This window comes from Echinicola soli (genome assembly GCF_006575665.1).
In the GTDB taxonomy this organism is placed as follows: Bacteria; Bacteroidota; Bacteroidia; order Cytophagales; family Cyclobacteriaceae; genus Echinicola; species Echinicola soli.
This window is the reverse complement of record NZ_CP041253.1, coordinates 4642024-4655216: the sequence shown is the minus strand read 5'-3', so window position 1 is coordinate 4655216 and position 13193 is coordinate 4642024. Positions and strand designations below refer to the sequence as shown.

At 42.7% G+C, this 13193-nt stretch carries 12 protein-coding genes; 10 read left to right on the top strand and 2 right to left on the bottom strand.

Going from position 1 to position 13193, the window contains the following annotated elements:
• Positions 1 to 240: 240 nt before the first annotated feature.
• The 3 genes from FKX85_RS18225 to FKX85_RS18215 all read left to right on the top strand — a co-directional run bounded on the left by FKX85_RS18225 (position 241) and on the right by FKX85_RS18215 (position 3194).
• Positions 241 to 558, top strand: coding sequence for a hypothetical protein (locus FKX85_RS18225; RefSeq protein ID WP_229239676.1), 318 nt, complete (start codon positions 241 to 243; stop codon positions 556 to 558).
• Positions 559 to 691: 133 nt separating this feature from the next.
• Entirely contained in the window at positions 692 to 2338 is a 1647-nt protein-coding gene (locus FKX85_RS18220; protein WP_141616095.1) for a SulP family inorganic anion transporter, read from the top strand.
• A 223-nt stretch (positions 2339 to 2561) separates the two neighbouring features.
• Complete coding sequence (locus FKX85_RS18215; RefSeq protein ID WP_141616094.1) at positions 2562 to 3194, top strand: carbonic anhydrase family protein; 633 nt, start codon at positions 2562 to 2564, stop codon at positions 3192 to 3194.
• 330 nt (positions 3195 to 3524) lie between these two features.
• Here FKX85_RS18215 and FKX85_RS21790 read toward each other — a convergent pair whose 3' ends face one another.
• Positions 3525 to 3656 (bottom strand): hypothetical protein, encoded by a 132-nt coding sequence (locus tag FKX85_RS21790; RefSeq protein WP_262711613.1) that lies wholly within the window; start codon positions 3654 to 3656, stop codon positions 3525 to 3527.
• Positions 3657 to 3754: 98 nt separating this feature from the next.
• Positions 3755 to 4108, bottom strand: a complete 354-nt coding sequence (locus FKX85_RS18210) for a single-stranded DNA-binding protein (protein WP_141616093.1) — start codon at positions 4106 to 4108, stop codon at positions 3755 to 3757.
• 393 nt (positions 4109 to 4501) lie between these two features.
• On the opposite strand from FKX85_RS18210, the gene FKX85_RS18205 reads away from it, so the two are divergent.
• The 7 genes from FKX85_RS18205 (at position 4502) to FKX85_RS18170 (ending at position 13125) form a co-directional block, all read left to right on the top strand.
• On the top strand, positions 4502 to 4873 hold the full coding sequence (locus tag FKX85_RS18205; RefSeq protein ID WP_141616092.1) for a hypothetical protein: 372 nt from the start codon (positions 4502 to 4504) through the stop codon (positions 4871 to 4873).
• 57 nt (positions 4874 to 4930) lie between these two features.
• The gene (locus tag FKX85_RS18200) at positions 4931 to 5560 is read left to right on the top strand and encodes a cation transporter (RefSeq protein WP_229239675.1); all 630 of its coding nucleotides are present in this window, start codon (positions 4931 to 4933) and stop codon (positions 5558 to 5560) included.
• A 542-nt stretch (positions 5561 to 6102) separates the two neighbouring features.
• Positions 6103 to 6486, top strand: coding sequence for a VOC family protein (locus FKX85_RS18190; protein ID WP_141616090.1), 384 nt, complete (start codon positions 6103 to 6105; stop codon positions 6484 to 6486).
• Between the two features lie 61 nt (positions 6487 to 6547).
• On the top strand, positions 6548 to 7894 hold the full coding sequence (locus FKX85_RS18185; protein WP_141616089.1) for a DUF2254 domain-containing protein: 1347 nt from the start codon (positions 6548 to 6550) through the stop codon (positions 7892 to 7894).
• Positions 7884 to 8618 carry a class I SAM-dependent methyltransferase gene (locus tag FKX85_RS18180; RefSeq protein WP_141616088.1) on the top strand — a complete coding sequence of 245 codons (735 nt, stop codon included), beginning with the start codon at positions 7884 to 7886 and terminating at the stop codon, positions 8616 to 8618. Before FKX85_RS18185 ends, FKX85_RS18180 begins: the two co-directional genes overlap by 11 nt.
• 137 nt (positions 8619 to 8755) lie before the next feature.
• On the top strand, positions 8756 to 11704 hold the full coding sequence (locus FKX85_RS18175) for an FAD-binding and (Fe-S)-binding domain-containing protein (protein ID WP_141616087.1): 2949 nt from the start codon (positions 8756 to 8758) through the stop codon (positions 11702 to 11704).
• A 266-nt stretch (positions 11705 to 11970) separates the two neighbouring features.
• Entirely contained in the window at positions 11971 to 13125 is a 1155-nt protein-coding gene (locus FKX85_RS18170; protein ID WP_141616086.1) for a glycosyltransferase family 4 protein, read from the top strand.
• Positions 13126 to 13193 lie beyond the last annotated feature (68 nt).

The following is a 13193-nucleotide window of genomic DNA, read 5'->3' as shown; positions in this document are numbered from 1 at the left end:
TCATTTTATAGATTATCAATGAAGAGAAAAATCACTTTCTCAATAAACACCAATCAATCGGTGATTATTTTGGTAGTTACTTGAAAATCAAAACCAGCGATGAAGGAATAACGACCGCTGTTACCAAAAAATCCATTATAGCTGTAAAATACCGAAGCTTAAACTCCCTGAAGTTATTGATTCCTCGAACTTTTTCCTATTTTTGACGTTGAAATTAAGTGGTAGTTTTTACTAACTATTTTGAAGATTTACAAACAACATATCAGGAAATGCCTGTCAGTACTTCTTTTGGTATTGTTTACGGGGTTTGTTTTTACACCTATGGTCGTTACGATCATAGATGGAAAGTCTGATGTGTCCATGTTTTACTCTGTGGTAGAAGAAGAGGAAAATTCCGAAAACCACAAATCGGAAAAGTCATCATTTTTTAAGCGTTATGATATGATGGCATTATCGATGATGATGGCTGACGAAGATATCAACGTTGGGTTTCATCGGGAAATCGATTATGCCTTTGTCTTGGGAGATCAGTTTTGTCCACCTCCTGAATTGTCTTAAAACTTACTCGTTATTTTTGGAACGGATTATCCGGTCCTAAAGCTGTATAGCAAAGATGTGTAACAGCTTTGCGCTAAGGTCTTTACTGGCGCAGATCAATCGATTGCAAAATAAAACAAAACGAATAAATTTTATGACAAAGGTGAAAAATCTCTTTGCTAATTTTAAGTCAGATATTCCATCGGGATTAGTGGTGTTCCTGGTGGCCCTTCCCTTGTGTTTGGGAATAGCCATGGCTTCTGGAGCCCCGTTGTTTTCAGGGATCATTACAGGAATTGTGGGAGGTATAGTGGTAGGGTTTCTGAGCCAGTCCCATGTAAGTGTTTCAGGTCCAGCGGCCGGATTGACAGCCATTGTACTGGTGGCCATTCAGGATTTGGGGGCATTCGAAATTTTCCTGGTAGCGGTTGTGTTGGCCGGACTGATACAGTTGGCCATGGGTTTTTTAAAAGCCGGAAGTGTCTCCAATTATATTCCAAGTAATGTGATTACAGGAATGCTTGCGGGGATAGGGGTGATTATCTTCCTGAAGCAGGTTCCGGTAGCCTTGGGCTCAGATGTTGAAATAGGCTCCGGCTTGGCGATTTTTACTGACCTGGCAGCCTCTTTTACGGGGGTTCAGGCAGGGGTGATTTTGGTAACGGCCATTTCATTGATCATATTGGTCGCGTGGGGAAATATCCCAGCCTTGAAGCGGCTAAAGTTGATACCGCCTGCATTGGTAGCTGTAGTCATTGGCGTAGTGGTCAATGAGCTTTTTATCATGACCGGGAGCTCGCTGGCTATTGGTGAGAAATACTTGGTAAGTCTTCCTGTTCCCACCACTCCTGAAGAGTTCAAAGGCTTGATTACCATGCCGCAATTTTCAGCGATTGGTAACCCTGAAGTATGGATAGTGGCAGCGACTATTGCTGTGGTAGCCTCTATTGAGACCTTGCTGTGTATAGAAGCAGCCGACCGCATGGATCCGATGAAGCGGGTGACCAATTCCAACGTGGAGCTGAAAGCGCAGGGAATAGGGAATATTGTCAGTGGCCTGATAGGTGGGTTGCCCATGACATCTGTGGTGGTGCGTACCACGGCCAATATCAACGCAGGTGCTAAATCAAAAATGTCAGCTGTAGTTCATGGTGCCTTTTTGCTGGCCAGTGTATTGACGATACCGATTATACTGAATAAGATACCTCTGGCCACCTTGGCAGCTATCCTGCTGATGATTGGATATAAATTGGCCAATCCTGCCACATTTAAGTATTTCTGGAATCAGGGTAAATATCAGTTTATCCCATTTATAGCGACCCTTACCGGGGTGGTATTCTTAGATTTGCTTAAAGGGGTTGCACTGGGACTGGTCATCAGTGTATTCTTTATCCTTAGAGGAAATTCCAGACGAGTTTACTATTTTAACAAAGAAGGTTACCAAGATGGTGATGTGATTCATGTGGATTTGGCCCAGGAAGTATCATTTCTTAATAAGGCGGCCATCAAGCAGACTTTGAATCATATTCCAGAGGGTGCGAGTGTCGTGATCGACGCTTCGGATACTGTTTATGTGGCACACGATGTATTGGAATTGATCAGGGAATTTAAAAAAGTTCAAGCGCCGGAAAGAGAAATCTCCGTGAAATTGGTAGGGTTTAAAGATGCATATAATCTTGAAAATGATATGGATGAATCCAATCATGTGTCTATGGAACATAAAAATATCATCAGTTACCGAAAGAGAGGAAAAACTTCTCACCGTGAGGTGATTTCTGATTTAATCAACGGAAATAATTAAATTAGTATTGTAGAAACTGTCATCACTCAGGTGATGTAAGAGGAGGCTGGCTCATTTATCTTTATTGTCATTTTGACAAAGGGAAACATCTCAATAACCATTTTAAGTTAAGTTAAAAGGGGGGGGATATTATGAGCCAACCTCTTTTTAATGAATTTCATACCTAGTTGTGTATACGATCGCGTGATTATTTAAAGTATTTAACTAAACTAACCAAAATAATATGAAAGCACATACTGCGGAAACCCAGGCATCAGTAACTCCCAAAAAAGCACTGGAGTTTTTGAAAGAAGGGAACCAACGATTTGTAAGCAATCTTAAGTTTAACAGACACCTTCTTAACCAAGTAAACGATACCCGTGATGGACAGTGGCCTTTTGCCATAGTACTAAGTTGTATCGACAGTAGGACTTCTGCAGAATTGATTTTTGATCAGGGACTAGGGGATATCTTCAGCGTAAGGATAGCTGGAAATGTGGCCAATGAAGACATTCTTGGCAGTATGGAGTATGCCTGTAAAGTAGCCGGATCAAAGCTAGTCGTAGTATTGGGCCATAGCAAGTGTGGGGCTGTTACAGGAGCCTGTTCAGAAGTGAAAATGGGCAATCTAACAGGACTTCTGGAAAAAGTAAACCCTTCTATTAAAACGGTGAGTGAAAAGTCCGATAAGGAACATACTGATCCCGAATTTGTAGAGGAAGTTTCCAAGCAAAATGTCCTTGATACGATGGATGTGATTTTGGAGAAAAGCGATGTCCTGAAAGAACTGTTTGATGAAGGTAAAATAGGCCTTGCCGGAGCTTATTATAATGTGGAGACGGGTGAGGTGACTGTTACCAAAGAGATGTTTAAATAATAAAGAAGTATTCAATTGTAATAGGAAAGGGCTGTTTCGAAAGGAACAGCCCTTTTTTTTTAATTTTATTTAGGGGTAAAGAAGGTACCAAGCGGAAAAGTTGGGGCAAGACTACTTTGATTTCTAACATGCTTTGGATAAAAGCAGGCAGGATGATTATTTCATCCTGTCACAGGATTTTATAGCAAGGAACTCAATGGAGTGCATCAGCCCATATCCCCTTGATTCGGCTTTGCCTTCAGTCCTTTGCTGAAAACTCACGGGCTAATCAGCACCAGTCCCAAAAGTGCTCCCTCATTGCTGTTAACTTGAGTTTAGCTAAAAATGGTTTTAATCTTTCATTGCCCCAACGGGACGTCCTTGTCGTTGATTGTTTGGGGATTGGAAAGGCCACAGCAATGTGCTGCGGCTTCCATCACTATAAATGCCTTCCTCTGAAAACAAGCTACTACGATTCATCATACATAGCATGGTTAAATCGAACTGGGAGATCTACATTAGTGGAAATCCCCATTTTCTGACTGACCTTTTATTGGGCTGATATCAATGAACCAGATCAGTTAGGATTTTGGAACATTGTTTTTATCGCCCAGCAGGACTACGTCCTTGACCTGAACTTCGGTGATGTATTTCTTTTCTCCTTTGGCGTCATTGTAGGTTCTGTTGATCAACTTTCCCTCGATGGCTATTTCGGTGCCTTTGTCGGTATATTTATGGATGATTTCAGCTATTTTTCCCCAAGCGACGACTTGGTGCCAAGTGGTGTCTTCCACGCGCTCGCCTTTGGCATTTTTATAAACCTCGTTGGTAGCAAGACTTAGCCGTGCCATGGCGTTGCTATTGTCCAGGAGCTTGTATTCTGCTTTGGCTCCCAGCCTTCCGATCAGTTGTACTTTGTTTCTTAAGGTATTCATAATATGTAAAGGTTATGTTGAAAATTTGATATCGTTTTTAGACTTGAATCAGCAATAGGATTGTTGAAAAGATCGTCGGCGGATCCATCACGGCAGATAAGTGTGTACGGATTTACTCAGCCTGCCCCGATACAAATCGTAAAATTGTTCATGAGAAAATCTCTTGTGCGTTCGCTAAAACTTCCCAATGCATCATGGCGGTTAAAGTGATCCGGCCTATATCCGTTTGATGCTTTACAAAAGTGATTTACTTAGGAGATAGGAGTCGGTTGTTAAACGTTTGTAGTCGTTTGTAAACGTTTGTAACCGCTTACAATTGGAAGTAAGTGGTTGGTGAAATGCTTAAAAATGTGTATATTCCGTATATTTTTCATTGATAAAGAAGAGTATACGATGTTTTTAGAAGAGAGGAAGTGTCTTAACTGTCAAAAGCCTGTACAGGGGAGGTCGGATAAGAAGTTTTGTGATGATTTTTGTCGGAATGCCTATAACAATCACCTTAAATCCGGAAGTTACCATACCGTCAGGAAGATCAACAACGCCTTAAAAAAGAACCGAAACATCCTGAAAAATGCTCTTTCCGGGGTGAGGGAGACCATTACGATCTCCCGTGAGCAGCTATTGCTGAAAGGGTTCTTGTTCAAGTATCACACCCATCGATTTGTCAATAAGAAAGGTGACACCTACATTTATTGCTATGACTATGGGTACCTTCAGCTGGATAGTGAATGGTATTTGATTGTCCGGGAAAAGGGCGGGGTTTGAAATGCCGGGCATAATTGAATACATTAGTCAGAGGAATTGCCTTACGCAATGATATCTATGGATGATCACAAACGGTATTATAAAGTGGCCTTTGGCCTGGCGGTGTTTACCATTTTGTATAACCTGGCAGAAGGGATCTTGTCGACTTATCTGGGCTTTACAGATGAGAGCCTGGTGCTTTTTGGTTTTGGGACAGATAGTTTTATAGAAGTGATTTCCGGATTGGGGATAGCCCATATGGTGATCAGGATCCGGCGTAATCCAGGGAGTAAGCGGGATGAGTTCGAGCGGACAGCTTTGCGGATTACAGGCTTTGCGTTCTATATTTTGGTAGCCGGTTTGGTTATCACGAGTTGTTATAATATTTGGACTGGCCACCAGCCGATCACTACTTTTTGGGGTGTGGTCATTTCCGGAGTTTCTATTTTGGTGATGTGGGCATTGGTCCTCTGGAAGCGAAAAGTGGGGAAGAAGCTCCAGTCTGAGCCGATTCTAGCTGATGCCAATTGCACACTGGTATGTGTTTATATGTCGGTGATTTTGCTCGTGAGCAGTGGGCTGTATGCTTGGTTTGGGTTACCGTATGTGGACAGTATAGGCACGCTTGGACTGTCTTATTTTGCTTTTAAGGAAGGGAGGGAGTGTTTCGAAAAGGCCAGGAGTGACCGGTATTGCTGCTGCGATTAAGCAAATGTTTTGGGAATTCTGCCAAGTTCCGGCTCGGACTTCAAGATGATTTTGATATTAAAGAAGAAAAGGAATTACTGGCGTCCGATTAAATTTCAAATATGATCAAAAACTGTTTTTAAATACAAATTTGAGGGTTTTTATTCCAATCCCTGAAATGCCCCCATCCCCTTTAGGGGGGGTAGGGGTGAAAACAGTTGATTTTTTTCAATTGGACGATTGTTTTCTCGGACGCCAGTAAAAGAGGAATCTGAATTTAAATACTTAGCTGAATCTGAAAAATCTGAATTCGATTTTGAAATACGCCATAATGTGAAAAACAATTCTTAACTTTTACGTATAATAAACTAAAAATCCTTCAATTATGGCCATACTGATAGAAATGATATTTGCAGCCTTATTTACTAATTGGAAAAAGGTGAAATGGATTTTTAGTAAGAAAGAAAAAACAGTTGATTCCGCTACCCAACATTGACCAGCAGGGTATTTCCAAAAATGGAAAACTTCAGCTTTATTTTCAATGACCAAAACCTACAATGACCATGAAGGAGGCCGTAGAGGGAATTCGAAGAATTGTCCCAAATATCTATTCCGATCAAATAGAAGCTTCCAAAGTATTCTATCATGAGTTTTTAGGCATGGAACTGGCCATGGATTTAGGTTGGGTGGTGACTTTTGTCTCAACGGAAAACCCCACTGCCCAAATCAACCTTTTCAAGAACGATGGTGGTGTCCCTGTTAATAACGAAGCGGTTTTTATGTCCGTGGAGGTTCCGGATGTGGACTTGATGTATCAACGAGCCAAGGATATGAATTACTCGATTGTTTATGATATTCGGGATGAAAGTTGGGGCGTCAGGCGTTTTTTTGTGAAGGAACCCAGTGGAGCAACGCTCAATTTACTATCTCACCAATTTCAAGAATAGGCGACCAAACCAGCCTTAGGTGGAGATAGTTCTCAAAAAGAAACCATAAAAAGATCAACCATTGAAAGCAAAACTCATTTATTTTTGGTCTAATCTACAATCAAGCTTTTGGTTTGTGCCGCTGATCCTTATCCTCTGCGCTATTTTGGCGGCATTTGGATTGGTTTTTTTGGATGATGCTGTGGAAATGGAGCCTTCAGGGCTTTTTAGTTATTTTTTGATCGGTAGCGCAGATTCTGCCAGGAGCGTTTTATCTACGATAGCAGGGGCGATGATCGGTGTGGCAGGGACGGTGTTTTCCATTACATTGGTGGCCTTGACCTTGGCATCCTCCCAGTTTGGGCCGAGGCTATTGCAGAATTTTATGCATGATAAGCTCAATCAGGTGGTTTTGGGCTCTTACATTGCCACTTTTACGTATTGCTTGGTAGTGCTGAGCACTGTCAAGTCCAGCGATAGTTTGCAATTTCTGCCTACTATCTCTGTCGGTTTTGCCATTATTTTGGCATTGGTCAATATTTTTTTACTGGTGATTTTTATCCATCATATTTCCATCAATATTCAAGCTGATCAGGTGGTCTCCAACGTCAATAGTAGTCTGAACGAAAATTTCCGAAGGCTTTTTCCTAAAGGAGAAGAAGAGGAAGAAGAAGCATTGGAAATTTCCGCGGGAAAAATTGAGGAATTAAAGCAAAATGCCCGCTATAAAGAGATCTACAGGGTCAAAAGTAGTGGATACTTGCAGGTGGTCAATAGGGAACGATTGATCAGCCTGGCAAAGGAAATAGAAGGATTTATAGAAATGAAAAAACACGCCGGTCATTTTTTAGTGGAGGGGCAGGAAGTTTTTGCTGTTTATGGTGATAAGGAGTTGGAAGAGGGATTTGAAGGACGGCTTTTGTCTTCTTTGATCATAGGTGACAAAAGGAATTCTACCCAGGACAGTGAATTTGCCATCAGGCAGATGGTAGAAGTGGCCTCCCGGGCACTGTCACCAGGGGTGAATGACCCCTATACTGCCATTACCTGCATCGATAAGTTGACCGATTCCATTTGCTATTTGACAGCTGTGGACTTGCCGGGGCCTTACCGTTTTGATGAAGATGAAAAACTGCGCTTAATTTTAAGAACAATGAGTTTTGACGGAGTAGTCGGTGTGGCATTTAACCAGATTCGCCAATTTGGTCAAAGCAGTCCCGCAGTCCTCATTCATTTAATGGGCGCTATGGTGACCATTCATAACTTGTCCCAGCGCTCTGAGCACAAACAGGTGATTCTCAAACATGCAAAAATGATCCATCATGCGGCCAAGGAACATTTTGGCGAGCGCAATGACTTCAATGATCTGGAAGAGCGCTATCAACAGATGGAAACTCCAATTTCTACCAATCAAAAAGATGAAAGATAACTTTTCTGGTCATGCTTCGGATTATGCCAAATTTAGGCCTTTGTATCCAGATGCGCTTTATGAGTTTATTTTGACGCATGTTACAGTAAGGGAAAGGGCTTGGGACTGTGCCACGGGAAATGGGCAGATGGCCGAGATGCTGAGCAATAACTTTACTTGGGTAGAGGCCAGTGATATCAGTGAACAACAACTCCATCAGGCACCCAAAGTGTCCAATATCCGCTATTCCGTCCAGCCTGCGGAAAAGACCGGTTTCACAGATCAAAGTTTTGACCTGATTACGGTGGGACAGGCGGTTCATTGGTTTGATTTTGACCGGTTTTTTAAGGAAGTAAGGCGGGTACTAAAACCAAATGGATTATTGGTGCTCGTTGGTTATGGTCTACTGGCGGTGGAAGGGCTGACGGAACTGATAAAGATGTTTTATGCAGAGATCATCGGTACATATTGGGATCCAGAGCGAAAGTACATAGAAGCCAACTACCAAACCATTCCGTTTGACTTTGAAGAAATCCAGCCACCTTTCCTGGTCATGGAATATGCCTGGAGCAAGGACCAACTGATGGGATATCTCAATACCTGGTCTGCCGTCAAGCATTATGAAAAAGACCGAGGTAACAATCCATTGGAGATCATAAAGGTAGACTTGGACAAAGCCTGGGGACAATCAACACTAAGAAAAGTGACCTTCCCTCTTATTCTGAAGGTTGGGCGTAATCGTTGATCGGCTTACGGTGGCTGGTATTCAGATGCCCAGTCTGGATACTGACTATTACCTGTGGACTGTGGACTGTCAACTTTTTTCAACAGATATTTCATTTTATTATTTATTAGTTGCACGAACTGTTTTAATTTTATGGCATGTCTAACGAACCAGCGAATTTGTCACCATTTTTGGTAGCATTGGCCAAAGAATTGAAAGGTGATTTATACTACGATCAACTAATGAGAACCTTGTATGCAACGGACGCATCGGTATACAGGGAATTACCTTTGGCAGTAGCGTTACCAAAGACCAAAGAGGATATCAAAAAACTTATCCATTTTGCCAATATCCATAAAACTTCCCTTATCCCGCGGACAGCAGGAACCTCCTTGGCAGGACAGTGCGTGGGTGATGGCATCGTAGTGGATGTTTCTAAATATTTTACCCAAATCCTTGAGTTTAACAAAGAAGAAGCTTGGGTCCGTGTGCAGCCCGGCGTGGTCAGAGATGAGCTGAATGCTTTCCTAAAGCCCCATGGCTATTTTTTCAGCCCGGTAACTTCTACCGCCAATAGGGCGATGATAGGAGGAATGGTAGGTAATAATTCCTGCGGAACCACTTCCATTATTTATGGTTCCACACGCGAGCACACGTTGGAATTGCAGACTCTCTTGAGTGATGGCTCAGAGGTGACTTTTAGCCAGCTTTCGAAGGGAGCATTCGAAGAGAAAAGGAAACAAAAAGATCTTGAAGGGCAGCTTTATCAAGGGATTTTTGAGGAGCTCAGCCAGCCAGCCCATCAGGAAAGTATTAGAAAACAATTCCCAAAACCTTCCATACAGCGCCGTAATACAGGATATGCAGTGGATTATTTGTTGGAGACGGAGGTGTTTTCTGAGAATAATATAGCCTTTGATTTTTGTAAGTTACTGTGTGGTTCTGAAGGTACCTTGGCATTTACTACCGAAATCAAAATCCATTTGGATCCACTACCAGCACCAAAGGATGTGGTGGTGGCCGCCCATTTTGAGACGATTCATGAGTCCATGAAGGCAACACAGCTTGCGATGAAGTACCATCCCACGGCCTGTGAGTTGATGGACAAGATCATACTGGACTGTACCAAAGAGAACATCGAGCAAAGTAAGAACCGGTACTTTGTGGAAGGTGATCCGGAAGGAATCCTGATGATAGAGTTTAGGGACGAAACAGAAGAAGGGGCACTCGGGCAAGCCCAAAAAATGATCGATGCCATGAAGATGGCTGGATTGGGGTATGCCTTTCCGATCATTACTGGTGAGCGTACAAAAAATGTCTGGACGTTGCGAAGTGCAGGTCTGGGCTTGCTCGCCAATATTCCAGGAGACAAAAAGGCGGTGGCTTGTATTGAGGATACAGCAGTGGATATTGACGATCTTGCCGATTTTATTGCAGAATTTGGGGAGATCATGAAAGGATTCGGCCAAAAGCCTGTGCACTATGCTCATGCTGGGGCTGGAGAAATCCACTTGCGTCCCATCTTGGATTTGAAAAAGTCCGAGGATGTGGAAGACTTTTATAAGATCACTGAGTCAGTCGCAAAGCTGGTGAAAAAATACGATGGATCACTCAGTGGAGAGCATGGCGATGGTCGAGTAAGGGCAGCATTTATCCCTATTATGGTCGGAGAAGAGAATTATCAGCTTTTCCGAAGGATCAAGAAAGCTTGGGATCCCAATAATATTTTCAATCCAGGAAAAATCGTGGACACAGCTCCCATGAACAGTTTTCTGCGCTATGAGCGGGACGTGAAATCACCGGAATTTGAGACCACCATGGATTTTGGGCATGTAGGAGGAATACTGCGTGCAGCAGAGAAGTGCAACGGTTCCGGAGACTGTCGAAAACTGCCTGTTTCTGGTGGCACTATGTGTCCCAGCTACATGGCAACCAAAAATGAAAGAGACACCACTCGTGGTCGTGCCAATACACTTCGGGAATTTTTGACCAAAAATACCCAGCCAAATCCATTTGACCATCCCGAGATCAAAGAAGTGATGGACCTGTGCCTGTCCTGCAAAGGCTGTACATCAGAGTGTCCTTCCAATGTGGACATGGCCAGCCTCAAAGCGGAATTTCTTCATCAATATCACAAAACCCACGGCGTACCTTTGCGGAGCAAGGCCTTTGCCTACATCAATAACCTGAATGAATTGGGCAGCGTGGTACCGGGGATGACCAATTTCCTGATGACCAACAAGTCTACGGGAAATATGATGAAGAAAGTCTTAGGTGTGGCCGAAAAGCGAAATTTACCCACTATTTCCAAAGTCAACCTTAGAAAGTGGTACAAAAAGCACTATAAACATTTGCCTCCTCCTTCCAAGAAAGTAGGAGCTGTCAATTTTTTCTGTGACGAGTTTACCAATTTTAATGACACTGAAATCGGCATCAAAGCCATTAAGCTCTTGCATCATTTGGGGTATGAAGTGAAGATGGCTGATCATCCGGAAAGTGGAAGGGGAGCGATCTCCAAAGGACTTCTCCACAGGGCAAAAAAACTGGCCAATCAGAATGTCAGCCTTTTCAAAGACAAGGTGACCATGGAAGAGCCCTTGATAGGAGTGGAACCATCGGCGATCCTGACATTCAAGGACGAATATCCTCGTTTGGTGGATCAGGACTTAGTGGAAGATGCTAAAAAGCTGAAGCGTTACAGCATGATGGTGGATGAGTTTTTGGCCAAGGAAGCCATGCGGGGAAACATTTCTGCTGAGCAGTTTACCAAAACCAGCAAGAAGATTTTGCTTCATGGACATTGCCATCAAAAGTCGCTTTCTTCGGTGTCGTTTACCCAAAAACTGCTGACTTTACCAGAAAATTATAGCCTTGAAACCATCCCTTCCGGCTGCTGTGGTATGGCGGGATCATTTGGGTATGAGGAGGAGCATTATGAGGTAAGCATGAATGTGGGAGAGCTGGTGCTTTTTCCTACCGTTCGCAAAGCTGATGAAGGGATTATTGTGGCCGCACCAGGAACTAGCTGTAGGCACCAGATTGCTGATGGAACGGGCAAAAGGGCTTTGCATCCGGTAGAGATTTTGTTTGATGCTGCTGGTATATAAAATATGATAAGGCTGTTACATATCTTGTTGTTTCGATTCTAGGAGAAGTCTCATCTACCTTATTTCATTAAAAATTGTGTGTTTGAGATTCTTCCTGACTTCAGTATGAACGAGATGACTTATGAGACAGCCTTATCTTTTATCCTTGATTTTTATTCTTTGGTAACATATTTGAGGGTGTCCGTTTTGTTGTTGTTATTATTCACATAATAAAATATATTCCTTCACTTTTTAGGTATATATTTGTGCTTTTAAAGTAAAAGTTCATGCCAAAGCTGATACGGATTACCACTGTTCCCCTTTCTTTAAAGTTGTTGCTTTCGGGTCAAATGAAGTACATGAAGGCCGCAGGATGGGAGGTGCAGATGGTCAGTGCAGATGGAAAGGAAGTCAATGAAGTCATAGCCAAAGAAGGATGCGAACACCATCGTATTCCGTTTACTCGGCAAATTACCCCTTTGCAGGATTTGGTATGCCTTTGGAAGCTTTATCAATTTCTGAAAAGCGAACAGCCAGATATTGTACATACCCATACGCCAAAGGCGGGGTTATTGGGGATGTTGGCAGCTAAATTGGCAGGGGTGAAGACCCGTATACATACTGTGGCAGGAATGCCTTATGTGGTGACCAAGGATAATAAGCGTAAAATGCTGGAAAATGCTGAGCGTTGGACTTTTAAATTTGCCACTCATGTGTGGCCAAATGCCCATTCTCTCAAATCATTTATAGCTAAAGAACTACTTGCCCGTCCCGAAAAATTGGAGGTGTTGGGGAATGGTTCTTCCAACGGTGTGGATATCGTCCGCTTTAGTCGGGAAAATCTCAAGGAGAATCATTTGGTGGCTGCCACGATGCGTGTAATGCCTGGAGAGAGCGACTTTATAATTTTGGCCATTGGTAGGTTGGTGAAGGATAAAGGCATACAGGAGTTGGTGGAAGCATTCCTGAAATCAAGGATTGTAAACAAGTCCAAACTGGTATTGCTGGGCGACTATGAGCAAAACCTGGATCCACTGGATGAAAACATTATTCGAAAAATAGAAGATCACCCAAGGATTGTTCAGGTAAGTTGGTCAGATCATGTGGAACACTATTTGGCAATATCCGATGTATTGGTTCATGCTTCACACAGGGAAGGTTTTCCTAATGTTATTTTGGAAGCTGGAGCCATGCAAGTCCCGGTGATCTGCGCTGATATTCCTGGCAACACGGACATTGTTCGAAATAAGAAAACCGGATTGGTATTTCCGGTAAAGGATGTGTCGGTGCTGAAAGATGCATTGGAGTTTGCCTTTGTCAAGAGAGAATCCATGCAGGAATTGGCAGATGCATTATTTAAGGAAGTGGTTGAAAAGTACGACCGAAGAAGGATGCATGCGTTGATTTTGGAAAAATACCACAAATTGATCGGTCATCAGTAACCAAGTATTCAGTAAGCTATGATTTACTGGTTGTATAGCATTCCAAATTTTACGATTTTCCAATCTAT

Bases quoted from the DNA above. Each gene is read 5' to 3' on its own strand.
- FKX85_RS18220 (WP_141616095.1), top strand. From the start codon at position 692: ATGACAAAGGTGAAAAATCTCTTTGCTAATTTTAAGTCAGATATTCCA.
- FKX85_RS18215 (WP_141616094.1), top strand. From the start codon at position 2,562: ATGAAAGCACATACTGCGGAAACCCAGGCATCAGTAACTCCCAAAAAA.
- FKX85_RS21790 (WP_262711613.1), bottom strand. From the start codon at position 3,656: ATGATGAATCGTAGTAGCTTGTTTTCAGAGGAAGGCATTTATAGTGAT.
- FKX85_RS18210 (WP_141616093.1), bottom strand. From the start codon at position 4,108: ATGAATACCTTAAGAAACAAAGTACAACTGATCGGAAGGCTGGGAGCC.
- FKX85_RS18205 (WP_141616092.1), top strand. From the start codon at position 4,502: ATGTTTTTAGAAGAGAGGAAGTGTCTTAACTGTCAAAAGCCTGTACAG.
- FKX85_RS18200 (WP_229239675.1), top strand. From the start codon at position 4,931: ATGGATGATCACAAACGGTATTATAAAGTGGCCTTTGGCCTGGCGGTG.
- FKX85_RS18190 (WP_141616090.1), top strand. From the start codon at position 6,103: ATGAAGGAGGCCGTAGAGGGAATTCGAAGAATTGTCCCAAATATCTAT.
- FKX85_RS18180 (WP_141616088.1), top strand. From the start codon at position 7,884: ATGAAAGATAACTTTTCTGGTCATGCTTCGGATTATGCCAAATTTAGG.
- FKX85_RS18175 (WP_141616087.1), top strand. From the start codon at position 8,756: ATGTCTAACGAACCAGCGAATTTGTCACCATTTTTGGTAGCATTGGCC.
- FKX85_RS18170 (WP_141616086.1), top strand. From the start codon at position 11,971: ATGCCAAAGCTGATACGGATTACCACTGTTCCCCTTTCTTTAAAGTTG.